Below are 24,388 nucleotides of genomic sequence, written 5' to 3'. Positions count from 1 at the left end.
TATGTCGCCGGGGAGGGGGTCGATCGTGCTCGGACGCCGCGATGTGGGACACCGGATCGTCGTCCGCCGGATCGTCGGAAACCAGAGCGGACGCACCCTTTTCAGCGACGCCCTCGGCGAACTGGTCGAGCTGACCGAGACCCATCTCACGCTGGCCACCGCGAACGGGCCGCTGCGGGTGCCGCTGGGTGAGGTGCATCGGGCCAAGCGGGTGCCGCCGGCCCGGCGCCCGAACGCGGCGGCGGTGGTCGACCTCGAACTCGCCTCGGACGAGGCCTGGCCCGCCCCGGTACGCGAACGGCTCGGTGACTGGCTGCTGCGTGCCGCCGACGGCTGGTCCGGGCGGGCCAACAGCGCACTGCCGGTCGGTGACCCGGACCGGCCGCTCGAAGCGGCGATCGACGCGGTCCAGCGCTGGTACGCCGAACGCCACCGGCCGGCGATGATCAACGTACCGCTCCCACTGGCCGCGCCGGTCGGGGCGGCGCTGGACATGCGCGGCTGGTCGGCCCGGCCGCTGGTACTCGTGCAGACCGCGCCGCTGACGGCGATCCTGGACGCCGTCCCGGTCCGGCCGGACCTGCCGGTGCCGGCGCTGGCCGGGGTGCCCGCACCGGAATGGTTCGGCCTGGCCACCCGGCGCAAGGCGAAACAGGCCCTGCGGTACGCCCGGCTCGACGGCGACACCACGGCCTCACCCGGCGCCACCGTCTCACCGGGCGATGCCGGCCCGCCCCCGGACGGCGACGCTCCGGCCGAGCTGCCGGCCGCCGCCCGGCACATCCTCACCGCCGTGCGACAGGTCCGCTTCGCCCACCTGTACGCCGCGCCGCCCGCGGGGCGCACCGGCGCGGCCACGGATCCCGCGGGCTACGGAGCCGAACTGATCGCGGCGGCCCGGGGCACGATCACCGGTCAGGGCCGCTGGCTGGGGCTGAGCCTGATCGAGGTGGTCCCGTCGGCCCGGCGGCAGGGGCTGGCCCAGCACCTGATCCGGGCGCTGGCGGAATGGGCGGCCGGACTCGGCGCCACCCGGGCCTTCCTCCAGGTCGAGGAGCGCAACGAGGCCGCGGTCTCGCTCTACCGGCGGCTCGGCTTCACCACCCACCACACCTACCAGACCCGGGTCGCGCCGCGCTGACCCGGCCGCTGGCGGTGCCGGAGGTCAGCGGCGGACGACCCGGCGGGGCTTGGACTGCTTCGCCTCGGCGAACCGCTTGAGCGACTGCGACCGGTGGTCCCAGCCGAGCGCCGTGAGCAGCAGGTAGCCGACGAGTACGCCGCCGAGGGTGAAGCCGGAGTAGAGCCAGATCTGCGAGAAGAACGCCCCGGCCCCCGCGGCGAACGGCTGGCTGCCGCTGATGAACGGTCCGACGAAAATGGTCAGCAGCATCGCGATCAGCACGGCGAGGGCCATCTCCCCGCCCCAGTCGGGCAGCGGACGGCGTTGCCCGCGGACGAACGCGAGGGTGGCCAGGATCACGCCGATCGCGGCGAACATGCCCAGTGAGATCCGGTCCTGCACCCCGGTGTTGTCACCGAAACCGAACCGGGCCACCAGGCGGGCCGCGACGTTGATCCCGAACAGCACGCCTGCGAGTACTCCGACCGGCAGCCAACGCTCCTTCATCGCACGTCCTTATGGCCTCTGGGCCCCACCCGTCCGGGGGCTTCTTGCCACAGAGTTCTACCACCCGTGCCGCAGTGGATCCACGGCGCGAGGTGGCGGGCGCCGAGCAGCGTGGCCGCCCGACCGCACAGGGATTCAGAGGCGCGGCGGCGGCGGGGACTCCGGGCCGGGTGGATTCATGACCGTACGGAAGCCCATGACCGCGAAGGTCACCGAGCCGGCGAAGATCATCACGAGTCCGACCCAGTTGTTTGCGGCGATCAGCACGTCGCCCTCGGAGGTGCCACCGGCGGCGACCACCATCAGGGCGAACCAGACGACGGCGGGCAGCGCGAGCGCCCAGCGGCGGCCCACCGCCCGGGGCGCGAACCAGCTCAGCGCCACGTTCGCCAAGACGGTGACCAGCACCGACACCCCGATCAGCACCCCACCGACCCGGAGCATCGACAGCATCAGCTCCAGTGCGGCGGTCACCGCCGCCGCCACCACCGCGACCACACCACCGACCACCCGCAGCACCAGGTCGGCCGCCCGGTGCGCCCTCGACGGCCCGGCGGGCGACGGGACCGGCTCCAGCTCCGGCGGGACGGACACGGACGGACTCGGCAGACTCACCGCGTGCCCGCCTCCGCCGGCGTACCGGTCGGGGACGTGCGGGCCACGGCTGTCGGGTCGGTCCGGGAATCACCGGCCGGGACCGGCGCGGTCGGGTCGGCGTCGGTCACCGGCAGCCCGGCGAACAGGTCGTCCTCCCAGCCGTACGGGCCGGGACCGGGACCCCGGGAGCCGACGGCCAGGGTGTAGTACTCCACGCCCATGAACTCGCCGCCGAAGTTGCTGGCGATCGAGTAGAGCCACGAGTCGTCCGGGATCTGCGTGGCGTGCGCCCGCATCGCCGCCTCCTTCGCGGCATGCTGGTCGGTGCCGTCGATCCGGGCCGCGATCTGCTCGTCCGGGGTGCCGAACGGGAGGTCGTCGGCCTGCTCGGTGCCGGCGAACGGGTTGTCGGCGGCATCGGCGAAGGCGGCCAGGCCGGCCTCCAGCACGCTCCTCGGCATCGCCGTCCAGTAGATCTTGTCCGGCCCGAAGCCCTCGACGGTGGCGAGTTCCGCCGCCCGCATCGCCACCCGGTGCGCCTGGATGTGGTCGGGATGCCCGTAGAAGCCGTTCGGGTCGTAGGTGACCAGCACCTGGGGGCGTACCTCGCGCATGATCTCGACCAGGTGACCCGCCGCCTCGTCGAGATCGGCCCGCCAGAAGGCCCTCGGGTGGTCGTTGGTGGGCAGCCCCATCATGCCCGAGTCGCGGTACCGCCCGGCGCCGCCGAGGAACCGGTGGTCCCGGACGCCGAGCGCGGCGCAGGCGGCGGCCAACTCCGTGATGCGGTACCCGCCGAGCTGGTCGGCCTCGGCGGCGGCCAACCCGTGCAGCGCCGGTACGTGGATCTCGCCCTCCTCGCCGAGGGTGCAGGTGACCAGGGTGACCCCGGCGCCCGCCGCCGCGTAGTACGCCATCGTGGCGCCGGTGCCGATCGCCTCGTCGTCCGGGTGCGCGTGCACCAACAGCAGCCGCCGGGCCGGCCGGGCCGGGTCGGCGGAACCGAACGGCTCGGCCGAGTCGACCGGGACGGCCACCTCGTTCGGGTTCGTCACCCGGGCAACTCTACGCGGCCGGGCCGGACCGCCCTGGGAAGGGAGTTGCTCCGCCGCCGCGGCGTCGTCGCCCACCACCGGTACCCGACCGGGCGGCGATGCCCGGCTCCGCCACATCGCCGACCGCCCGGCTCTACGATCACGGTGTGGACTACCCGGAGTTGGCCGCCCGTACCCGCCGGTTCAGCCGCGGCGCGCCGCGCGCCGTGACGGTGGCGAACGACGGTTCGCGAGTGGTCTTCCTCCGCTCCGGCGGCCCCACCGACCCGGTCGACGCGCTCTGGATGCTGGACCTCGCCGACGGCACCGAACGGCTGGTCGCCGACCCCGCCGACCTGCTCGCCGACCCGACGCCCGACGCGGACCCGACCGGTACCGGCCCGGCGGCCGGCCCCGCCAACCTGCTCGCCGACCCGGCGGCCGCCGCCGGCGCCCGGTCGACCGGGCTCGCCGATGCCGGACCGGCCGTCGGCACCGACCTGGCCGGCACGCCGCACTCGACCGAGCGGGCCCTGCGCGAGCGGCTCCGGCTCAGCGCCTCCGGCATCGCCTCGTACGCGACCGACCCGGCCGCCCGGGTCGCGGTCTTCGCTCTCGACGGCCGGCTGTTCCGGGCGGATCTGGTGCACGGGGACGTGGTGGAGGTCGCCGTCTCCGGCCCGGTGGTCGATCCCCGACCGGACCCGACCGGCCAACGGCTGGCCTACGTCACCGACGCCGCCGACGGCCGGGTCGGGCAGTTGCGGGTGGTCGACCCCGACGGCACCGACAACCTGCTGGCCGGCGAGGACTCCGGCGTCACCTGGGGACTGGCCGAGTTCGTCGCGGCCGAGGAGTTCGACCGGTTCCGGGGCTACTGGTGGGCGCCGGACGGGCGGTCCATCCTCGCCGCCCGGGTCGACGAGTCCCGGCTGCCCCGCTGGCACCTGCACGACCCCGGCGACCCGGCAAGCCCGCCGCGCTCGGTGGCGTACCCGCGCTCCGGCGGGCCGAACGCCGAGGTGAGCCTGCACCTGCTGGACCTCGACGGCGGCTGGGTCGACGTGCACTGGGACCGGGAGACCTATCCGTACCTGGTCTCGGTGGAGTGGGCCGAGACCGGGCCGTTGATCACCGTACTGCGCCGGCTGCAGCAGCACGGCCTGGTGCTGGCGGTGGACCCGCGTACCGGCGAGACCCAGGTGCACGCCGAACTCGCCGACCCGCGCTGGGTCGAGCCGGTCGCCGGCACCCCCCGGCACCTGCCCGACGGCCGGGTACTGGTCGGCGGCGAACTCGCGCACGACGGCTACGACGCCCGCTGTCTCTTCGCCGACGGCACCCTGCTCACCCCGCCGTCGCTCTACGTCCGCCGGGTGGTCGGCTGGCTGCCGAACCGCAACGGCAGCCCCGACCTGCTGGTCGAGGGGAGCAACGGCGAGCCGAGCCAGCAGCACCTGTTCCGGGTGCGTACCGCGATCGGTGCCGGCGGGATCGACGCCCGGCGGCTCACCGGCGACCCGGGCTGGCACAGCGGGACGGTCGGCGGCGACGTACTCGTGGTGCAGTCCCGCTCACTCGACGCGGCCGGCAGCACCTGGACGGTCTGGCAGGGCGACCGGGAGGTGGGCCGGCTGCGCTCGCTCGCCGCGACCCCGCCGTACGCGCCCCGGCCCGCGCTGGAACGGGTCACCGACCGTCGGCTGCCGGCCGCGGTGGTCTACCCCGGCAACCACGTCGCGGGCCGCCGGCTGCCGGTGCTGCTGGACGTCTACGGCGGTCCCGGCCACCAGGAGGTGGTGGCCGCCCGGTCGGCGTGGCTGGAGCGGCAGTGGTGGGCCGACGCCGGCTACGCCGTGGTCACCATCGACAACCGGGGCACCCCGGGGGTGGCGCCGTCGTTCGAGAAGGTGGTGCACCGGCGGCTGGCCGACGTGATCCTGGCCGACCAGGCGGACGCGCTGACCGCGCTGACCGGCAAGCACCCCGACCTCGACCTGGGCCGGGTGGCGATCCGGGGCTGGTCGTTCGGGGGCTGGCTGGCCGCGCTTGCCGTACTGCGCCGGCCCGACCTGTTCCGGTGCGCCATCGCCGGTGCGCCGGTCACCGACTGGAGCCTGTACGACACCGCGTACACCGAGCGCTACCTCGGGACACCGTCCGACAGCCCCGAGGTGTACGCCCACCACTCGCTGCTGGAACTCGCCGCCGAGCCGGTACGCGACCCCGACGAGGCCCGGCCGATCCTGCTGGTGCACGGGATGGCCGACGACAACGTGGTGGCCGCGCACACCCTGCGGCTCTCCGCCGCGCTGCTGGCCGCCGGCCGCCCGCACTCGGTGATCCCGTTGACCGGTGCCACCCACATGGCCGCCGGTGGCACCGCCGAACGGCTGCTCGCCCTCGAACTCGACTTCCTCCGGCAGCACCTGTAGGGCGCCGACCCCGACCTGCGGATCCGGCCCCGTCAGCCGGCGCTGGACCAGGAGCGGCTGGACAGCACCAGTCGGTAGCCGTCCGGATCCTCGAACGTCACACCCCAGCGGTCCCAGTACGGGCCCTGGGCGACCCGCCGGCCGCCGGCCGCCGTCAGCCGGGCGACCAGCGTGTCGTCGACCGGGGCGGCCAGGTAGAGCACCAGCAGGTCTTCGGCGCTCGGCCCGGGGCGGACCACGAGCTGCGGACCGCTGACGATCTCCAGATGCCAGCTTGCCTCCGGCCAGCCCAGCATCAGCAGGTCGTGCTCCCCCGGGCCGGCACCGGCCGCCCGGTACAGCACCGCCAGCCCGAGCCCGGCGACGTAGAAGCGTTCGACCGCCGCCGGGTCCCGGCTGGGCCGGGCGATCCGGACGTGCACCCCGGCATCGATCGGTGGAGTCCTGTCATCCCTCGGCAACGTGACCTCCTCGGCGGTTCACCGGATACTGCTACCTGAACCGCGCTTGAGGTCAACGGCGGCCGCCTCAAGGCTTGTGGGCCACCCCGCCCACGATGGTGTGGTAGATGTCGGTCTGCCGGGACTCGTCGCCGACGGGGTGCCAGTCGGCCAGTGGGACCAGGCCGGGCGGCAACATCTCCAGGTCGCCGAAGTAGGCCGAGATCTCCTGGTGGGTACGCCACCGGCCGGTGCCGAGAGTCTCGTTGAAAACCTTCTCCACCGCGAGGGCCCGTCGGGAGACCTCCGGATGGGCGTCGCCCGGGTTGTGGAAGTGCGAGATCGCCAGGTAGCTGCCGGACGGCAGGGCCGCGGTGAGCCGGCGGGCGATCCCGCCGGGGTCCTCGTCGTCGCTCAGATGATGCAGGACCGCCAGGAGCAGCAGCCCGACCGGCTGGTCGAAATCGATCATCCGCCGGACCTCGGGATGCTCGAGAATCTTCTCCGGCTGCCGGAGGTCGCCCTCGGCGACGGTCGTGGTCTGGGCGTCCGCGAGTAGGGCCCGCCCGTGCGCGAGCGCCATCGGGTCGTTGTCGACGTAGACCACCCGGGCGGCCGGGTCCACCCCGTGGGCGATCTCGTGCACGTTGCCCTGGGTCGGCAGCCCAGAGCCGAGGTCGAGGAACTGCCGGATGCCGGCTTCCGCGGCCAGGTACCGGACCGCCCGGCGGAGGAAGGCCCGGCACGCCCGGCCCACCTCCGGACCGTCCGGCGTGACCTTCAACGCCATCTCGGCCGCCCGCCGGTCGACTGCGAAGTTGTCCTTGCCGCCCAGGTAGTAGTCGTAGACCCGGGCGATGCTGGGCCGGGTGAGGTCGACACCCGGCGGGGGCTTCTCGCTCGTCAAGACCTCGATACCTCCGTGCGGACGGCGTGTGTCGGCAGGTGATTACGGTGGACGGCAGTGGAGCGTGGTGAGCCCGCTGCCGGGCCGGCGTCGGCGCCGGGCTGCGTCACCGGACGCATGCGCACCGAGCGTAGATGAGACAGTCTCGTCCCGTCGATCCCGTGTCGACCAATACTTCATCGTGCGTCCCGCAGACTGAACGTTTCCGGCCGGTCCGCACGGGATCCGGTACCCTCGACCCTCGGGTCGAGAGGCGCTGCAACGGGCGAGACGCCCGCCACGCTCGGCCCGGGCTCCACCCGTTACGTCGAGTAAGGGCGCCTCCGTTTCTCATGACGGAGGTGGTCCCTTGAGTACGACGCCGACCCGGGCCGACGACCGCGCGTCCCGGACAGCCGCGCTACGCGACCTGCTGGCGCAGCGGATCGTGGTGCTCGACGGCGCCTGGGGCACGATGCTCCAGGGGGCCGGGCTCACCCCGGCCGACTACCGGGGCGACCTGCTCGCCAACCACCCGCACGACGTGACAGGCGACCCGGACCTGCTCAACCTGACCCGGCCGGACGTCGTCCTCGACGTACACCGGCGCTACCTGGCGGCCGGCGCGGACATCACCTCGACGAACACCTTCACCGCGACGAGCATCGCCCAGGCCGACTACGGCCTTCAGGATCTCGTCCCGGAGATGAACCTGCGCGGCGCCCAACTCGCCCGGCAGGCCGCCGACGCCGCCGGCGGCAGGTTCGTCGCCGGCTCGGTCGGGCCGCTGAACGTGACGCTGTCGCTCTCACCCCGGGTGGACGATCCGGCCTTCCGGACCGTGTCGTTCGACAGGGTCCGCGAGGCGTACGCGGAGCAGATCCGGGCGCTGGCCGAAGGCGGCGTCGACATCCTGCTGATCGAGACGATCTTCGACACGCTGAACGCGAAGGCCGCGATCGCCGCCGCCCGGGAGGTCGCGCCGGACCTGCCGCTGTGGATCTCGGTGACCATCGTCGACCTGAGCGGCCGGACCCTCTCCGGGCAGACCGTCGAGGCGTTCTGGACGTCGATCGCGCACGCCGAGCCGTTGGCGGTCGGGGTGAACTGCTCGCTCGGCGCCGCCGAGATGCGTCCGCACGTCGCCGACCTGGCCCGACTGGCCGACACCTACGTCGCGTGCCACCCCAACGCGGGGCTGCCGAACGCGTTCGGCGGCTACGACCAGCAGCCCGAGGAGACCGGCCGGCTGCTGCGCGAGTTCGCTGACGCGGGCATGGTCAACATCGTCGGCGGCTGCTGCGGCACCGGCCCGGAGCACATCGCGCGGATCGCCGAGGCCGTCGCCGGCCTACCGCCCCGGCCGGTACCGGCGGTGCCCGGCGGCACCCGGTTCAGCGGCCTGGAGCCGTTCGCCATCGGCCCCGACACCGGCTTCGTGATGATCGGCGAGCGGACCAACGTCACCGGCTCGGCCCGGTTCCGCCGGCTGATCGAGGCCGACGACTACCAGGCCGCCGTCGACGTGGCGCTGGACCAGGTACGCGGCGGCGCCAACATCCTCGACGTGAACATGGACGCCGACCTGCTCGACAGCGAGCGGGCGATGACCACCTTCCTCAACCTCATCGCCACCGAGCCCGAGGTCGCCCGCATCCCGATCATGATCGACAGCTCGCGGTGGAGCGCGCTGGAGGCCGGGCTCAAGTGCGTACAGGGCAAGGGGATCGTCAACTCGATCAGCCTCAAGGAGGGCGAGGAGGTCTTCCTCGAGCAGGCCCGGCGGATCCGTGACTACGGCGCCGGTGTGGTGGTGATGGCCTTCGACGAGATCGGCCAGGCCGACACCACCGAACGCAAGGTGTCGATCTGTGGCCGGGCGTACGACCTGCTCACCCAGCGGGCCGGGTTCGCACCCACCGACATCGTCTTCGATCCGAACGTGCTCGCCGTGGCGACCGGGATCAGCGAGCACAACGGGTACGCGAAGGCGTTCATCGACGCGCTCCCGCTGATCAAGGAGCGCTGCCCGGGGGCGAGGACCAGCGGCGGCATCTCCAACCTCTCGTTCTCGTTCCGGGGCAACGAGGTCGTCCGCGAGGCGATGCACTCGGCGTTCCTGTTCCACGCCGTACGGGCCGGACTGGACATGGGCATCGTCAACGCCGGCCAGCTCGCCGTCTACCAGAACATCCCCGCCGACCTGCTGGAACTCGTCGAGGACGTGCTCTTCGACCGGCGACCGGACGCCACCGACCGGCTGGTCAGCTTCGCCTCCACGGTCAGCGGCTCCGGCACCCGGCGCGCCGTCGACCTCGGCTGGCGGGAGACGCCGGTCGAGGAGCGGCTGTCCTACGCGCTCGTGCACGGCATCGTCGACTTCATCGAGGCCGACACCGAGGAGGCGCGCAAGCAGGCCGCCCGCCCGCTCGACGTGATCGAGGGGCCGCTGATGGACGGCATGAAGGTCGTCGGCGACCTCTTCGGCTCCGGCAGGATGTTCCTGCCGCAGGTGGTCAAGAGCGCCCGGGTGATGAAGCGCTCGGTCGCCTACCTGGAGCCGTACATGGCGGCGGAAAAGGAGCAGGCCCGGCTGGAGGGCCGGCTCGACACCGACCGTGGCCAGGGCAAGGTGGTGCTGGCGACGGTCAAGGGCGACGTGCACGACATCGGCAAGAACATCGTCGGCGTGGTGCTCGGCTGCAACAACTACGACGTGGTCGACCTCGGCGTGATGGTGCCGGCCACCAAGATCCTGGACACCGCGGTCGCCGAGGGTGCCGACGCGGTCGGGCTCTCCGGACTGATCACCCCGTCCCTGGACGAGATGGTCGCCGTCGCCACCGAGATGCGGCGGCGGGGCATGAACCTGCCGCTGCTGATCGGCGGGGCCACCACCTCCCGGCAGCACACCGCCGTCCGGATCGCTCCGGCGTACGACGGCAGCACCGTGCACGTGCTCGACGCGTCCCGGGTGGTCGGGGTGGTCTCCGACCTGCTGAACCCGGAGCGGGCCGCCGAGTTGGACGTGCGCAACCGGGCGGAGCAGCAGCGGCTGCGCGAGCAGCACGAGGGGCGGGACCGGGTGCCGCTGCTCACCCTCGACCAGGCCCGGGACAACCGCGAGCAGGTCGGCTTCGACGAGCTGCCGGTGCCGGCCTTCACCGGCGTACGCACCGTCTCGCCCGAGCTGACCGAGCTGCGCGAGATGATCGACTGGCAGTTCCTCTTCCTCGCCTGGGAGTTGAGGGGGAAGTTCCCGGCCATCCTCGACCAGCCGGTGGCCCGGGAACTCTACGACGACGCCAACACCCTGCTCGACCAGATCATCGCGGGCGGCTCGCTGACCGCCGTCGGGTCGTACGCGTTCTGGCCGGCACACACCGAGGGGGACGACATCGTGCTGACCGGCGAGGCCGGGGCGCGCTTCCCGATGCTGCGCCAGCAGACCGCCAAGCCGGCCGGCCGGCCGAACCGCTGCCTCGCCGACTACGTCGCGCCGGCCGGGGACCACCTCGGCGGATTCGCGGTGGCGATCCACGGTGCCGAGGAACTGGCCGCCGGCTTCCAGGCACGGCACGACGACTACCGGGCGATCATGGTGAAGGCGCTGGCGGACCGGCTCGCCGAGGCGTTCGCCGAACACCTGCACCTGCGGGCCCGGCGGGACTGGTACGAGCCGGACGCCGATCCGGCGATCGAGGACCTGCACGCCGAACGGTTCCGGGGGATCCGTCCCGCCCTCGGCTACCCGGCCAGCCCCGACCACAGTCTCAAGCGGCAACTGTTCGACCTGCTCGACGCCGAGACGCTCGGGATGGCCCTGACCGAGTCGTACGCGATGACGCCGGCGGCCAGCGTCAGCGGTCTGCTCTTCGCGCATCCGTCGTCGCGGTACTTCACCGTCGGGCGGCTCGGCCGGGACCAGGTCGAGGACTACGCGGAGCGCCGGGGCCTGCCGGTCGCCGAGATCGAGCGTTGGCTCCGCCCCAACCTGGGCTACGAGCCCGGACAGTGACCTCCGGAGGGGCCGGTCGGCTGACCGGCCCCTCCACCCATTTGTCTCCACCTATCCGCCGATCGGCCCACTACCCTGGTGAGTGGCGGCGGAGGGGAGGGGACGCCGGTGGAATCGCGAGGCCCGCGCTCCTGGCGGATCGGCATCCGCAGGTGGGATCACCTGCTCGACTGTGCGCTGTGGATCCGGGCGAGCGAACGGATCGAGGTGCCGGAGCACCGCCTGGTGCCCGGCCCGCTGGACCTCGACGAGTTGCCGGCGCCGACCCGGCCGCTCGGCTTCGTGCCGGGTGCGGAGTGGCTCGGCTGGTGGCTGTCGCTGGTCGACCCGGCGGCACCGCGTCCGCGACCGCGCGCCGACCTGGAGCCCGCCGACGACACCCCGGATCCGCTCGGCCTGGCACCGTGGCCGGCGCTGCGCAGGGTGGTCGCGGAGCGCTGGCCGCAGGCCAACGACTGGCACCTCGCCCGGCAGCGGAGCTCCTACGCCGGGCCGGGCCCGGGATCGCCGGCCACCGGCGAGGTGGTGCGCCAGGTCGAAGAGTCGCTGGGCCGGTCGGTACGGCCGTTCAACCTCGAGATCACCCTGTTGCCGGTACGCGACGAGGTGATCCGCCGGGTGGACCACCAGCGCTATCTGGTCCCGGAACGGGTGCACGACAGCCCACGGTGGTCGGTCTGGCTCCGCGACCTGGTGCTACGGATCTGCTGATCCGTCACCCGCCGCCCCATCGCACAGGTCGGTTTCGGCGGGGATCTGTCGGTGCCCCTGAATAGCATCCCGGACGTGCCCTGGCAGCCAGACCTCGATGGGAGTCGCAGATGCTCGACCTGAATCCTGCCGCGCAGGAGGTGATCCGGCTGGTCGGCGGCGTGGCCGACGACCAGCTCACCGCCCCGACACCGAGCACGGACACCTCGGTGGCAGCCCTGCTGGACCACCTGATGGGGCTGGCGCTCGCCTTCACCTGGGCAGCCCGGAAGTCCGGCGGGGAGGGACCCGGCGGCTCCGTCCCACCGCCACCGCCCAGTGGGGCCAACCTCGCCCCGGAGTGGCGCACCGTCCTGCCGGCAAGGCTTACCGGGTTGGTCGACGCATGGCGGCAGCCCGACGCCTGGACCGGGATGGCCACGGCCGGTGGGGTGACGATGCCGGCGGAGGTGATGGGCGTGGTCGCGCTGGACGAGTTGGTGCTGCACGGTTGGGATCTGGCCAAGGCGACCAGCCAGCCGTTCCACTGCGATCCGGCCAGCACCGAGGCGGTGCTCGCGTTCACCGCCGAGTCGGCCCGCCCCGAGCAGGCGGCCAACCGCGAGGGTCTGTTCGGCCCGGTGGTGCCGGTGCCGGCGGACGCACCGGCCCTCGACCGGGCGTTGGGCTTCGCCGGCCGGGACCCCGGCTGGACGCCACCGGCCCGTTGAGTCGCAGCGGAGGCCGGACCGGGCCGGGCCGATGGCGCCCGGTAGGGTTCCGCCGTGGCGAATCTCTGGAAGGGTGTGACGGCGACGGTCAGCCGGGTGGCCCGGCGTACCCCCGGTCGCACCGCCGGCCCCATTCCGGCCCAGCCGGCACGGCGGCGACAGGTCTCCGCGTTGCAGCGTCGGGAGCTGGTCTACGCCCCGGAGCTGGACGGACAGGCCGACCCGGGCGAGATCGTCTGGACCTGGGTGTCGTACGAGGACGATCCGCGCCAGGGCAAGGACCGTCCGGTCCTGGTGGTCGGGCGGGTCAGCCGGACCCTCTTCGGGTTGATGCTCTCCAGCAAGAGCGACCGGGACGGCCAGCGGCACTGGCTCGCGCTCGGCCCCGGCGAGTGGGACCGGGACAACCGGCCGAGCTGGGTCCGGCTCGACCGGGTCCTGACGATGCGCGAGGACAGCATCCGGCGCGAGGGCGCGGTGTTGGACCGGGCCCGCTTCGACCGGGTCGGCCAGGCACTCCGCGCCGGATACGGCTGGCGCTGATCGGCTGCCTGGGTGACGGGCCACCCGGCTGACGGGCCACCCGGCTTCCGCCCGGCCGCCTGGATATCCGCGCCTGAGGATCCGGCATTCCGCACGCCGCAGTCCGCGCGGACCGGCGTGCAGCGCCGGATCGGGACGCGTCGGGGCCCCCTCCGGACAACGACCGGAGAGGGCCCCGCACGGACCCGGCTACTGCTTGATGTGGCTGTTGTAGAAGACCGGGGTTCCGAACTGCTCCGAGATGATCAGGCCGCCGACCTTGGGGCCGGCCACCAGGAAGGTGTTGTCCTGGTAGAGCGGTACGACCGGGACGTACTTCTCCATGATCATTTGATCGACCTTGGCCCACTCCGGGCCCGCCTCGCCGGCCGGCAGGTTGCTCACCCGGTCGATCTCGGCGTTGACGTCGTCGGCGTTGAAGTACGAGACGTTGGAGTTGCCCTGCGGCCCGAGCTTGCGGCCGTCCCAGAGCACCGGAATCGTCGACACCGCGCTCGGCCAGTCCGCCGCCCAGTTCGACAGGTAGATGTCGTACGGGTTGCCCCGGGTCCGGGCGGTCGGGTTGTGGTCCTCGACGTACTGCACGGTCACGTCGAAGCCCGCCTTCTCCAGGCTCTGCTCCACGATCGGCGCGGTCTGCTGCCCGAAGGCGCTGGACCGGGACATGAAGACCAGCTTCGGCTTCTGCCCGCCGAGCAGTTCCTTGGCCTTCTCCGGGTTCCCGGTCGGCCCGCCGTCGTACGGGTTCGGGTAATCGGCCCGGCCGATGGTGGTGTCGGCCAGCAGCGTGTGGGTCAGCTTGCCGGCGGCGTCCCCGCCCTGGGTGGCGAGCAGCCCCTGCTTGTCGATCGCGTACGCGATCGCCTGCCGTACCTTGACGTCCTTGATCCGCTCGTTGTTGATGCTCAGGTACCAGACGGACGGTGAGGTCGTGCGCAGCACCCGGTCGCCGAGCGAGGCATCGCCGAGCACCTGGTTGACCAGCGCCTGCGGGACCTCCTCCCAGGCCACGCCCCCCTGGTCAGCGCCCTGGCCGGCTATCGCCCGCTCGGTGGCGGCGGTGTCGTCGGGCCCGATCTCGACCTCGATGGTGTCCGGGTAGGCGTGCCGCAGCGGGTCGGTCTTCGGGTCCCAGTTCGAGTTGCGATCCAGTACGAGCCGGGTGTCCTTGACGTATTCCTTGATCTTGTACGGTCCGGAGGAGACGACCCGGCGGTCGTACTCGGCCCGGGTGTCCTGGGCCTTCGGCACCGGCACCGAGGTCGGCAGCGAGAGCGCGAACGGCAGGTCGCAGTGCGGCTTGGCGAAGTTGAAGATCAGCGTCCGGTCGTCCTTGACGGTCAGCCCGGGGACGGTGTCGGTGCCCGAGGTGTACGGTCCCTTGTAGGTCGCGTTGTAGGTCGGGTCGTCGGCCAGCCACTCCTGGATGTACGTCGGCCCGCCGTCGATGGTCTCCTCGTAGGAGCGGGCGATCCCGTACGCCACGTCGGCCGCCTTGATCGGCGTACCGTCCTCGAACTTCACCCCCTCCTTGAGGGTGTACTCCCAGGTCTTGCAGTCTTTGTTCACGTCCTTGCCGGGGTCGGTGGCGAGGTCGCCGACGAGCAGCACGTTCCCCTTGCCGTCCTCCCTGAAGACGGTCAGGGTCCGGGTGAACATCTGCTGGATCGACATCCCGAGGAAGGTGTAGGTGCGCTGCGGGTCGAGGTGTTCGAAGTCCTGCTCCTTGTACAGCTTCAGCGCGCCGCCGGGCTTCGCCCCGGGCACCTCGGCCGCCGGACCCTGGGAGTCCTTCGGGTCGGTCGCGATCGAGCTGGTGAACTGCTTGCCGCCGCCGTCGTTGTCGGAGTCACCCTTGTCGCCGGTGTTCTCCGAGCAGGCGGCCAGCGCACTGGTCGCGAGTACGAGCGCGGCGCTCGTCGCGGCCATCGCGAGCCTGGGTCGCATAGGAAGTTCCTCCTGGTGGAGTGTCGCTCAGTTGAAGGAAATGTTCACTCAAGCAGGCATGAAGGTAAGTTTCATGGCAGTAACGATGGGACAACGTTTGGGCTCACCCGAGCCGGACCCGGGGATCGACCACCGCGTACAGGACGTCGACCAGGACGTTGGCGGCGATCACGAAGACGGCGGCGAGCAGCACCGTCGCCATCACGATCGGCATGTCGAGGTTGAGCGCCGCGTTCAACGCCGTCTTGCCGAGACCGGTGAACCCGAAGACCGTCTCGGTGATGACCGTGCCGCCTAGGTAGGCGCCGAGGTCCAGCCCGGCGATGGTGATGATCGGGGTGATCGCGGCGCGCAGCGCGTGCCGACCGTACACTGTGATCTTTGCCAGGCCCTTGGCCCGCGCGGTCCGGACGAAGTCCTCGGAGAGGGTCTCCAGCATCTGCGCCCGGGCGAGCCGGGCGTAGATCGCGGAGTTGAGGAAGCCGAGCGCGAACCAGGGCAGCAGCATCGCCGACGCCCAGGCCACCGGGTTCTCGGTCAGCGGGGTGTAGCGGGGATAGCCCAGGATGCCGGTCTCGTAGACCAGGCCGATCAGCAGCAGCGGCCCGAAGAGCAGGATCGGCATGGATGCGCCGACCAGTGAGGTGCCGACCGCGAGCCGGTCGAAGGCGGTCCCCCGGCGCAGCGCCGAGACCATCCCGATCGAGATGCCCAACAGCAGCCAGACCACGGCCGCGCCGAAGACGATGCTGAGGGTCACCGGCAGGGTACGCCCGACGATCCCGGCGACCGGCTCGTCGTTGCGGAACGAGAAGCCGAGGCAGGGCGCCGGGCAGTCCCGGGCGGTCTCGCCGGAGCCGATCGTACGGCCGACGAAGATGCCCCGCATGAAGTCGCCGTACTGCACCGGGATCGGCTTGTCGAGCCCCATCCGGCGTTCGATCATCTCGATCCGCTCCGGGCTGCAGACGTTCTTGCTGTCCCCGCACATCAGCTCGGCCGGGTTGTTCGGCACCGCGAAGAACATCCCGAAGGTGATCACGCTGACCGCGAGCAGGGTGCTCAGCGCCAGCAGGACCTTCTTGACCACGAATCGCAGCACGCCGCCCTCCTCCTACCTGCCCGACTTCGGGTCGAGCGCGTCGCGCAGCGAGTCGCCGAAGAGGTTGAACGCCAGCACCAGCAGGAACAGCGTCGTCCCGCCCACGATGGTGAAGCTCGGCACGTCCCGGATGTAACGCACGCTGTCGTTGATCAACCGGCCCAGGTCGGGGGTCGGCTCCAGCACCCCGATGCCGAGGAAGGAGAGCGCCGCCTCCGCGGTGATCAGGGCCGGGACGTTCAGCGAGAAGGTCACCAGGATCGGCGCCCAGAGGTTCGGCAGGAGCTGCCGGAACAGGATGTGCCCCAGCCCGGCGCCGGAGGCCCGGGCCGCCTCCACGAACTCGCGCTCACGCAGCGAGAGCACCTGCCCCCGGACCAGCCGGGCCGAGATCGTCCAGTTGAACAACACGAAGATCAACACCAGCAGTGCCGGTCTGAACCACGGCGACACCTCGTCGCGCGGCCCGTAGAACTGGTTCACCGCGAGCGGCACGAACGCGAAGCAGAAGATGTAGAACGGGAAGGCCAGCGCCAGGTCGATGACCCAGGTGAACACGGCGTCGACCCAGCCGCCGACGTACCCGGCGAGGATGCCGATCACCACGCCGAGCGCGATGGTCAGCACGGCGGCGGTGAAGGCGATCATCAGCGAGGTACGCAGCCCGTAGACGACCTGGATGAAGATGTCCCGGCCGATCCCCGGCTGGATGCCGAACCAGTGCTCGCCCGAGACCCCGGCATAACCGAGCGGGAAGCCGTTGCGGTCCAGCCGTTCCGGGAACCGCTCCTGCGGGCCCTTGCCGTAGAGCCGGGCCACCAGCGGCGCGGCCACCGCCAGCAGGATGAAGAAGATCAGCACCCCGCCGCTGACCAGCGCCACCCGGTCCCGGCGCAGCCGGCGCCAGGCGAGCTGCCCCGGCGACCGGCCGACGAACCCGTCCGCCCCGGCCGCCGGCGTGCCGCTCCCGGCGGCTGACGTGCCCTCCGGTACGTCGTCCTCCGGCATCGGTGCGACCGGCCCGACCTCGGCCGCGACCGCCCCGACCTGCGCCGCGATCTGCTGTTCACTCACGGCAACCCGCCTCGTCCGTGACAGCACACCTCATCACAGCTCACCCTCCTCCGGAAAGTGGCAGGCCACCGAGCCGGTCCGGCCGGGGTGGGGGCTCAGCGGCGGCTCCTGGGCCGCGCAGATCTCCTGGGCCTTCCAGCACCGGGTCCGGAACCGGCAGCCGGACGGCGGGTCCAGCGGTGTCGGTACGTCCCCGGTGAGCCGGATCCGCCCCGCCGGCCCCAGCTTCGTCACGTCCGGTACGGCGGAGAGCAGCGCCCGGGTGTAGGGGTGCCGTGGCCGCTGGTAGATCTCCACCCGGTCCCCGGTCTCCACGATCTTCCCGAGGTACATCACCGCGATCCGCTGGCAGAAGTGCCGGACCACGGCGAGGTCGTGCGCGATGAAGACGAAGGCGAGATCCAGCTCCCGTTGCAGGTCGCGGAGCAGGTTGACCACCTGCGCCTGGATCGAGACGTCCAGTGCGGAGACCGGCTCGTCGGCGACGACGAGCTTCGGCCGCAGCGCAAGGGCGCGGGCGATCCCGATCCGCTGCCGCTGGCCGCCGGAGAACTCGTGTGGATAGCGGTTGTAGTGCTCGGGATTCAGGCCGACGAGTTCGAGCAGCTCGCGTACCCGCTGCCGCACCCCGCCGGGCGGATCGATCCCGTTGACCTGCAACGGCATCGCCACGATGCGCCCGACGGTGTGCCGGGGGTTCAGCGAGGCGTACGGGTCCTGGAAAATGATCTGAAGGTCCTGGCGGAGTGGTCGCAGCTCGCCCCGGGAGGCGCGGGTGATGTCCCGCCCCTCGAAGACGATCCTGCCGGCGGTCGGCTCCAGCAGCCGGACCAGCAGCCGACCGGTGGTGGTCTTGCCACAGCCCGACTCGCCGACCAGGCCGAGGGTCTCCCCCGCCCGGACCTCGAAGTCCAGCCCGTCGACCGCCCGCACCAAGCCGCGGCGGCGCACCCCGGAGCGCACCGGAAAGTGCTTGGTCAGCCCGGTCACCGTCAGCAGCGGCTCGCCCGCACCACCGTCTGGCAGCCCGGTCTCCGCCTCCCGCTGGTCCACGCTCATGGCGCCACCCCCACCTGGGCGATCTCGTCGGCGTAGTACCGCTGCCGGTCCGCCTCCGGCAGGTGGCAGGCGACCCGGTGACCGGCCTCGGTCACCGGCAGCAGCTCGGGGACCTCGGTCGAGGATCGGCCGCCGGCCCGGTCGGCGTACCGGCAGCGGGGGTGGAAGGCGCAGCCGGGCGGCAGGTGGATCAGGCTCGGCGGGTTGCCCCGGATCGGCACCAGGTCCGCGTCCGCGTCACCGTGCAACGACGGCACGCTGGAGAGCAACCCCCAGGTGTACGGATGCTGCGGCCGGCGCAGCACCTGCTCGACGCTGCCGTGCTCGACGGCCCGCCCGGCATACATCACGAGTACGTCGTCGGCGACCTGGCTGACCACCCCGAGATCGTGGGTGATCAGCACGATCGCCGAGTTGAACTCCGATTGGAGGTCGGCAAGGAGGTCGAGGATCTGCGCCTGCACGGTGACGTCCAGCGCGGTGGTGGGCTCGTCCGCGACCAGCAGGTCGGGATCGTTGACCAGGGCCATCGCGATCATCACCCGCTGGCGCATCCCGCCGGAGAACTCGTGCGGGTAGTCGTCGACCCGGCGCTCCGGCTGCGGGATGCCGACCCGGCCCAGCATCTCGACCGCGCGCCGCCGCGCCGCCCGCCGGCCCGTCCCCGGGTGGTGCACCCGGTACGCCTCGGCGATCTGCCGCCCGACGGCATAGTAGGGATGCAGTGCGGAGAGCGGATCCTGGAAGACCATCGCCATGTCCCGGCCGCGCAGTTTGCGGCACTCGGCGTCGGGCAGCCCGACGATGTTCCGGCCACCGACCAGGATCTCGCCACTGATCTCCGTACGCCTCGGGTCGTGCAGGCCGAGCACGGCGAGGCTGGTGACGCTCTTGCCGGAGCCGGACTCGCCGACGATGCCCAGGGTGCGACCCCGCTGCACGGCGAACGAGAGCCCGTCGACCGCTCGCACCACCCCGTCCTCGGTAGCGAACCGCACCCGCAGGTCCCGCACCCGCAGATATGCCTCGCCCGTCGGAGTCGCGGACGACGCTGCCGATTCCGGCGTCCCCACCAGCGCCCTCCCCTTCCTGCTCCGTCACCGCTTCCGCCACTCACCCGGCCGGTCCGGGCCAGCGTGAAGGTAACCTACAGCAGAGTCAAGGGGGTGAAAATAAGCTACAGGTGCCGATCTTCTCGGCCCACCCGGTTCCCCGGCCGGCGAACCGGCGCGTCCCACCATTCAAGTAGCTCCGCCCACCCCTGTCGACCCCCCCACCGCCCACATCGGCACGCGACGTCCTGCGGCTCACCGAGCCGATCGCGGCGGAAATCCGGCCGGAGGACCTGCCGCCCGGGCGCTGACCCCACCTCCTCGCATAAGGTCATCCATGATCGGGTTCGGCTCCCGGCCGGATCACCGAACGGGCGAATCAGCGAGGAGATGCCGATGGCCGAGTTCGACGTGGCGACGGCGGCGGTGCAGGCCGCCCTCGACGCCGGGGCCGGCTACGCCGACGCCCGGGTCATGCACCGTCGTTACGAGTCGATGGCCGCCCGCAACGGCGAGATCGAGTCCGTCAGCCAGGACGAGAGCGCCGGGATCGGGGTACGCGCGCTCGTCGGCTCGGGGTGGGGCTTCTACGCCGTACCCGATCTGTCTGAGTCGGCCGCCCGGGTGGCGGGTGAGCGGGCCGCGCGGATCGCCGCCGCGAGTGGCCGGCTCGCCGGTCCCGGCAGCACCCTGCTGCCGGTGCCGGCCAGCTCCGGGTCGTGGAGTTCGCCGTGCGCCGTCGACCCGCTCTCGGTGCCGCTGTCGGACAAGGGCGACCTGCTGGTCCGGGCCACCGGGACGTCCCGGGAACACGGCGCCGACCTGGCCGAGGGGCTCTACCAGATCTGGGACACCCGCAAGTGGTTCGTCTCCAGCCAGGGACACCGGATCGACCAGCACATCCGGGAGTCCGGGGCGGGCATCTCGGCAACCGTGCTCGGCGACGGGGAGACGCAGCGCCGCTCCTACCCCAGCCATCGCGGCCAGTACGGGACCCAGGGCTGGGAACTGGTCGACTCGCTCGACCTGACCGCGCACGCCGCCCGGATCGCCGAGGAGGCCCGGGAGCTGGTCACCGCGCCGCTCTGCCCGGCCGGCGAGACCACCCTGATCCTCGGCGGCGAGCAGATGGCGTTGCAGATTCACGAGTCGGTCGGGCACGCCATCGAACTCGACCGGATCCTCGGCTGGGAGGCCGCCTTCGCCGGCACCTCCTGGCTGGACCTCGACCAGCTCGGCGGGCTGCGCTACGGCTCCGAACTGATGAACGTCACCATCGACCCGACCATCCCGGGTGCGCTGGGCAGCTTCGGCTTCGACGACGAGGGGACCCCGGCGGCGAAGCGTGACGCGGTCCGGGAGGGTCGCTGGGTGGGTACCCTCGCCGGCCGGGACTCGGCGGCGGTCGCCGGCTTGGACCACGCCGGCAGCGTCCGGGCCGACGGCTGGGCGCGGCTGCCGATGGTGCGGATGACGAACGTCGGTCTGGAGCCCGGCCCGCACACCCTTGACGAGATCATCGCCGCCACCGACGACGGCGTACTGATGGACACCAACCGTTCGTGGTCGATCGACGACAAGCGGCTGAACTTCCAGTTCGGCTGCGAGATCGGCTGGGAGGTCAGGAACGGGCGGCGGGGCCGGATGCTGCGCAACCCGACGTACACCGGGATCGGTCCGCAGTTCTGGCGGTCCATGGACATGCTCTCCTCGGAGACCGTCGCCTGGGGTACGCCGAACTGCGGCAAGGGGCAGCCCGGCCAAATCGGCCACACCGGCCACCCCGCCGCCCCCGCCCGGTTCCGCAACGTCCGGGTCGGAGTCCGCGGATGAGCCGCCGCGGTGAGATGGAGGCAGTCATGGCATCCCCACTCGACCTCGCCGGCCGGGTCGTCGACGTGGTCCGGCAGGTTGCCGGGCCGGGTGCCGAGGCGGAGGTCGGCACCGAGTACGCCGAGCTGGCGCTGACCCGGTTCGCGAACTCCTTCATCCACCAGAACATGGCCGACGCCCTCACGACGATCCGGCTGCGGCTGCACCTCGACGGGCGTACCGCCACCGGGTCGTCCACGGTGGTCAGCGCCGACGGCGTACGTGACCTGGTCGAACGTACCGTCGCGGCGGTCCGGCACTGCCCGCCCGACCCGGGCTGGCCCGGGCTGACCCCACCGACCGCGGTGGCCGAGGGCGGCAACTGGGACGAGGAGACCGCCGCGGCCGGGCCGGAACAGCGGGCCGAGCGGGTACGCGAGTTCGTCGAGACGGCCGGCGGGCTGGAGGCGGCCGGCTACTGCCGTACCGGGCAGCGGCACGGGGCGTTCGCCAACACGGCCGGGCATTCGGTGACCGGGCGGAGCACCGAGGCGGCGATGGACGGGATCGCCCGGTGCGGCGGCGCGGACGGGGTCGCGCGGCTGGGCTCGTTCCGCCTCGCCGACCTGTTCGGCAACGTACTCGGTGCGCGGGCGTCGGTGAAGGCCCGGGCCGGCGTCGCCCCCGTCGAGCTGCCTCCGGGGCGCTACGAGGTGGTGCTGGAGCCGACCGCCGTCGCCGACCTGCTACAGAACCTTGCGACGTACGGCTTCAACGGCAAGGCGTACAACGAGCAGCGCTCGTTCGCCGTGCCGGGGGAGCAACAGTTCGACCGGTCCGTCACGCTGGTGGACGACGCGCTGGCCCGACCGGTGCTGCCGTTCGACGCCGAGGGCGCCCGCCGGGCCCCGGTCAGGCTGGTCGAGCACGGCGTCACCCGGACGGTCGCGCACGACCGGCGGACCGCCGCCGAGGCCGGCACCTCCTCGACCGGGCACGCCGTGCCGGGCGGCGCGGCCGTCGGGCCGGTTCCGCTGCACCTCGGGCTCGCGCCGACCACGGCGCCGAGCGGCGCGACCAGGCCGGGTGAGATCTCCGGACCGGCCGAGGTCTCCGGACCGGTCGTGGACGCGGACGCCGCCGCGCTCGTCGCCCAGCTGCGGCGCGGGCTGCTGGTCACCGACCTGTGGTACACCCGGGTCCTCGACCCGAGAAGTCTGGTCGTCACCGGACTCACCCGCAACGGTGTGTGGCTGGTCGAGGATGGTGAGGTGACCACGGCGGTGCAGAACTTCCGGTTCACCCAGTCCTATCCGCAGGCGCTCGCCCCCGGCGCCGTGCTCGGCATCGGCCGGCACCCGGTGGTGCAGTCGCACACCTTCAGCAACGCGTGGTGGTCGGCGCCGCCACTCCGGCTGGCCTCGTGGAACTTCACCGGCGGCGCCTCCGGCTGAGGCTGACCCACCCGCAGCAGGGTGCACCCCCGGGGAGCCACGCCGTCCCTCGCGGGGATGCCCGGATCGCGCGACGGTGCTTCACTGTGTGGCGTGACGGACGACGCGAGCACCCCCGCCGCCGACGACCCGGGCACCGGCACGAGCACGGGTACCGGCCCCGGCACGGGCACGGGCGCCGGCAGCCGCATCGGCGGCGGCCGGTCGGCAGCCGACCAGCGGACCGGGCCCGACCCGGCCGCGCGGCGGCGCCGCCGGCTGGCCATCGCCGGAATCGCCGGCGCGGCGGTGCTGGTACTGCTGGTCTGCGGCTGCCTCGGCGCGTTCGCGGCCGGCCTGGACCGGTTGGCCCGGGATTCCGACCGCGAACAGACGGCGCAGACGCGGGGCCAGGATGCCTGCCGCGAGTTGGAGAAGCGGCTCAACCGGTTGACTCCACCGGGTGCCACCGCAAGCCCGGGCGAGCGTGCGGCGGCGATCCGGGACGAGAACGCCGCCGTACGCCCGTTCCTGTCCGAGATCGAGCGACTGCGCGGCCGGTGGGGCGATGACGACCGGGACGGCGATTCGGACGACGACCGGCGGGACAGCCGTGCCGGGTCGTGGCAGCGGTTGGTCGACGCCCGGGCCAGCTACGCGGACGCGCTCGACCGGCAGGTGACCAATGGCGAGCCGGCGTTCTTCGTCGCACCCCGCGGTCCGGGCGGCCGACCGGTGGTGGACCGGCTGCAGCGCGGGCCCGAGGAGTGCGCCGCGGCCGCCCGCCGGCTCGGCGCGCCCGACCTGTAGCCCGTTCACCTTCCGCCGCCGACTCCTGCGCATCCCGAGTGAAGTTCTGCACAACAGTGCCCGGATCGGGGAGCGGGACTTTCCTAATCGACGGGAAACCCGCGAGACTCCCTTGCGCATGTGCCCGTAAACGTGCGGCGTAACGTGTGCACCGACGCGGACGCAGGTAGCGCGGCTGCGGGGTCGTCCCCTGCCCACGCGCGCCCCGCCGGAACACCATCCGTGCCCGTCAGAGTGACCGGGCCCCGTCAGGGAGACATAGATGACTACGAGGACGGCCCCACCTCCGGCCGGACTGCCGGGAAGCGTGCGCAAGCGCGCGGCCATCGCGGCAAAAACCCTGCGTACCGACCGCTGGTGGTTCGCACCATTGATCACGGTGATCGGACTTGGCGCCTGGGTCACGTACGCGACGGTGCGGGTGTTCATGCACGACCACTACTGGGTCGAGGAGTTCCACTACCTGACTCCGTTCTACTCGCCGTGCGTGACCGAGCGCTGCATCCCCGAGGCGGCCCACTTCGGTCGGGTACTCCCCGGCTGGTGGTTCATTCCGGACGCCGCGCTGACCCTGCCGTTCCTGCTGCTGTTCCGACTGACCTGCTACTACTACCGGAAGGCCTACTACCGGTCGTTCTGGCTCTCGCCGCCGGCCTGCGCGGTCCCGGACGGGCACAAGACCTACACCGGGGAGACCCGCTTCCCGCTGCTCGGCCAGAACCTGCACCGCTACACGTTCTACGCCGCCGTGGTCATCTCGTTGATCAACAGTTGGGACGTGGTCCTGTCCTTCCGCAGCCCCGAGGGCTTCGGCTTCGGCCTGGGCAACCTGGTCCTGCTCGGCAACGTGGTGATGCTCTGGGCGTACACGATCTCCTGCCACTCCTGCCGGCACATCATCGGCGGCCGGTTGAAGCACTTCTCCAAGCATCCGGTGCGGTACCGGATCTGGACCTTCATCTCCACGCTCAACGTGCGGCACATGCAGCTCGCCTGGATCACCCTGGGCACGCTGGCGCTGACCGACTTCTACGTGATGGCGCTTTCCGCCGAATGGTTCGACGACCTGCGGTTCATCAACTAAAGGGCCTCTGA

General features: G+C 72.1%; 19 protein-coding genes and 2 pseudogenes. 11 read left to right on the top strand and 10 right to left on the bottom strand.

Going from position 1 to position 24,388, the window contains the following annotated elements; genetic code table 11:
* The first annotated feature begins 25 nt into the window (after positions 1–25).
* Positions 26–1,141, top strand: a complete 1,116-nt coding sequence (locus ABNF97_RS18115) for a GNAT family N-acetyltransferase (protein ID WP_349339207.1) — start codon at positions 26–28, stop codon at positions 1,139–1,141.
* A gap of 24 nt (positions 1,142–1,165) precedes the next feature.
* Here the strand turns inward: ABNF97_RS18115 and ABNF97_RS18110 are convergent, their stop codons facing one another.
* The 3 genes from ABNF97_RS18110 to mshB form a co-directional block, all read right to left on the bottom strand.
* Positions 1,166–1,630, bottom strand: coding sequence for a hypothetical protein (locus tag ABNF97_RS18110; protein WP_130464892.1), 465 nt, complete (start codon positions 1,628–1,630; stop codon positions 1,166–1,168).
* A 135-nt stretch (positions 1,631–1,765) separates the two neighbouring features.
* On the bottom strand, positions 1,766–2,224 hold the full coding sequence (locus tag ABNF97_RS18105; RefSeq protein ID WP_502930508.1) for a hypothetical protein: 459 nt from the start codon (positions 2,222–2,224) through the stop codon (positions 1,766–1,768).
* Between the two features lie 17 nt (positions 2,225–2,241).
* Positions 2,242–3,264, bottom strand: coding sequence for an N-acetyl-1-D-myo-inositol-2-amino-2-deoxy-alpha-D-glucopyranoside deacetylase (mshB, locus tag ABNF97_RS18100; protein WP_207230839.1), 1,023 nt, complete (start codon positions 3,262–3,264; stop codon positions 2,242–2,244).
* Between the two features lie 164 nt (positions 3,265–3,428).
* Here mshB and ABNF97_RS34230 point away from each other — a divergent pair.
* Together ABNF97_RS34230 and ABNF97_RS18095 are read left to right on the top strand one after the other, a co-directional pair.
* A pseudogene (locus tag ABNF97_RS34230) lies at positions 3,429–3,662 on the top strand (peptidase S9); the annotation flags it as partial.
* 123 nt (positions 3,663–3,785) lie between these two features.
* Positions 3,786–5,696 (top strand): annotated as a pseudogene (locus ABNF97_RS18095) (S9 family peptidase); the annotation flags it as partial.
* Positions 5,697–5,728: 32 nt separating this feature from the next.
* On the opposite strand, the gene ABNF97_RS18090 reads toward ABNF97_RS18095, so the two are convergent.
* Together ABNF97_RS18090 and ABNF97_RS18085 are read right to left on the bottom strand one after the other, a co-directional pair.
* Positions 5,729–6,157: a VOC family protein gene (locus tag ABNF97_RS18090; protein ID WP_502930507.1), complete on the bottom strand. Its 429-nt coding sequence runs from the start codon at positions 6,155–6,157 to the stop codon at positions 5,729–5,731.
* 67 nt (positions 6,158–6,224) lie between these two features.
* On the bottom strand, positions 6,225–7,043 hold the full coding sequence (locus tag ABNF97_RS18085; protein WP_349339205.1) for an SAM-dependent methyltransferase: 819 nt from the start codon (positions 7,041–7,043) through the stop codon (positions 6,225–6,227).
* 349 nt (positions 7,044–7,392) lie between these two features.
* Here ABNF97_RS18085 and metH point away from each other — a divergent pair, with 349 nt between their 5' ends.
* The 4 genes from metH to ABNF97_RS18065 all read left to right on the top strand — a co-directional run bounded on the left by metH (position 7,393) and on the right by ABNF97_RS18065 (position 13,004).
* Positions 7,393–11,040, top strand: coding sequence for a methionine synthase (metH, locus tag ABNF97_RS18080; protein WP_349339204.1), 3,648 nt, complete (start codon positions 7,393–7,395; stop codon positions 11,038–11,040).
* 108 nt (positions 11,041–11,148) lie between these two features.
* Positions 11,149–11,751 carry a hypothetical protein gene (locus ABNF97_RS18075; protein WP_165436866.1) on the top strand — a complete coding sequence of 201 codons (603 nt, stop codon included), beginning with the start codon at positions 11,149–11,151 and terminating at the stop codon, positions 11,749–11,751.
* Positions 11,752–11,861: 110 nt separating this feature from the next.
* Positions 11,862–12,461, top strand: coding sequence for a TIGR03086 family metal-binding protein (locus ABNF97_RS18070; RefSeq protein WP_130464900.1), 600 nt, complete (start codon positions 11,862–11,864; stop codon positions 12,459–12,461).
* Between the two features lie 75 nt (positions 12,462–12,536).
* Positions 12,537–13,004 carry a type II toxin-antitoxin system PemK/MazF family toxin gene (locus ABNF97_RS18065; protein WP_486484985.1) on the top strand — a complete coding sequence of 156 codons (468 nt, stop codon included), beginning with the start codon at positions 12,537–12,539 and terminating at the stop codon, positions 13,002–13,004.
* Positions 13,005–13,193: 189 nt separating this feature from the next.
* Here ABNF97_RS18065 and ABNF97_RS18060 read toward each other — a convergent pair whose 3' ends face one another.
* The 5 genes from ABNF97_RS18060 to ABNF97_RS18040 all read right to left on the bottom strand — a co-directional run bounded on the left by ABNF97_RS18060 (position 13,194) and on the right by ABNF97_RS18040 (position 19,259).
* On the bottom strand, positions 13,194–14,951 hold the full coding sequence (locus tag ABNF97_RS18060; protein WP_130464901.1) for an ABC transporter substrate-binding protein: 1,758 nt from the start codon (positions 14,949–14,951) through the stop codon (positions 13,194–13,196).
* Positions 14,952–15,054: 103 nt separating this feature from the next.
* Positions 15,055–16,053, bottom strand: coding sequence for an ABC transporter permease subunit (locus ABNF97_RS18055; RefSeq protein WP_130464902.1), 999 nt, complete (start codon positions 16,051–16,053; stop codon positions 15,055–15,057).
* A 12-nt stretch (positions 16,054–16,065) separates the two neighbouring features.
* On the bottom strand, positions 16,066–17,127 hold the full coding sequence (locus tag ABNF97_RS18050; RefSeq protein ID WP_349339203.1) for an ABC transporter permease: 1,062 nt from the start codon (positions 17,125–17,127) through the stop codon (positions 16,066–16,068).
* A gap of 33 nt (positions 17,128–17,160) precedes the next feature.
* Complete coding sequence (locus tag ABNF97_RS18045) at positions 17,161–18,186, bottom strand: ABC transporter ATP-binding protein (protein ID WP_349339202.1); 1,026 nt, start codon at positions 18,184–18,186, stop codon at positions 17,161–17,163.
* Positions 18,183–19,259: an oligopeptide/dipeptide ABC transporter ATP-binding protein gene (locus ABNF97_RS18040; protein ID WP_207230640.1), complete on the bottom strand. Its 1,077-nt coding sequence runs from the start codon at positions 19,257–19,259 to the stop codon at positions 18,183–18,185. The genes ABNF97_RS18045 and ABNF97_RS18040 overlap by 4 nt, the downstream gene beginning before the upstream one ends.
* Positions 19,260–19,634: 375 nt before the next feature.
* On the opposite strand from ABNF97_RS18040, the gene ABNF97_RS18035 reads away from it, so the two are divergent.
* From ABNF97_RS18035 to sdhC, 4 genes are all read left to right on the top strand, one after another.
* Complete coding sequence (locus tag ABNF97_RS18035) at positions 19,635–21,071, top strand: TldD/PmbA family protein (RefSeq protein WP_349339201.1); 1,437 nt, start codon at positions 19,635–19,637, stop codon at positions 21,069–21,071.
* A gap of 26 nt (positions 21,072–21,097) precedes the next feature.
* The gene (locus ABNF97_RS18030) at positions 21,098–22,504 is read left to right on the top strand and encodes a TldD/PmbA family protein (protein WP_502930506.1); all 1,407 of its coding nucleotides are present in this window, start codon (positions 21,098–21,100) and stop codon (positions 22,502–22,504) included.
* Between the two features lie 93 nt (positions 22,505–22,597).
* A complete protein-coding gene (locus tag ABNF97_RS18025; protein WP_349339200.1) occupies positions 22,598–23,293 on the top strand; it encodes a hypothetical protein in 696 nt (231 codons plus the stop codon).
* A 262-nt stretch (positions 23,294–23,555) separates the two neighbouring features.
* Positions 23,556–24,377, top strand: coding sequence for a succinate dehydrogenase subunit SdhC (sdhC, locus tag ABNF97_RS18020; RefSeq protein WP_130464907.1), 822 nt, complete (start codon positions 23,556–23,558; stop codon positions 24,375–24,377).
* Positions 24,378–24,388 lie beyond the last annotated feature (11 nt).

It is taken from the genome of Plantactinospora sp. B6F1 (assembly GCF_040120695.1).
Lineage (GTDB): Bacteria > Actinomycetota > Actinomycetes > Mycobacteriales > Micromonosporaceae > Plantactinospora.
The sequence above is the reverse complement of the archived record's forward strand: the minus strand, read 5'-3'. Positions and strand labels throughout refer to the sequence as shown.

What these genes read in the sequence shown, in the direction of transcription:
- ABNF97_RS18030 (WP_502930506.1), top strand. Translation starts at nt 21,098, where the DNA reads ATGGCATCCCCACTCGACCTCGCCGGCCGGGTCGTCGACGTGGTCCGG.
- ABNF97_RS18035 (WP_349339201.1), top strand. Translation starts at nt 19,635, where the DNA reads ATGGCCGAGTTCGACGTGGCGACGGCGGCGGTGCAGGCCGCCCTCGAC.
- sdhC (WP_130464907.1), top strand. Translation starts at nt 23,556, where the DNA reads ATGACTACGAGGACGGCCCCACCTCCGGCCGGACTGCCGGGAAGCGTG.
- ABNF97_RS18110 (WP_130464892.1), bottom strand. Translation starts at nt 1,630, where the DNA reads ATGAAGGAGCGTTGGCTGCCGGTCGGAGTACTCGCAGGCGTGCTGTTC.
- ABNF97_RS18060 (WP_130464901.1), bottom strand. Translation starts at nt 14,951, where the DNA reads ATGCGACCCAGGCTCGCGATGGCCGCGACGAGCGCCGCGCTCGTACTC.
- ABNF97_RS18070 (WP_130464900.1), top strand. Translation starts at nt 11,862, where the DNA reads ATGCTCGACCTGAATCCTGCCGCGCAGGAGGTGATCCGGCTGGTCGGC.
- ABNF97_RS18045 (WP_349339202.1), bottom strand. Translation starts at nt 18,186, where the DNA reads ATGAGCGTGGACCAGCGGGAGGCGGAGACCGGGCTGCCAGACGGTGGT.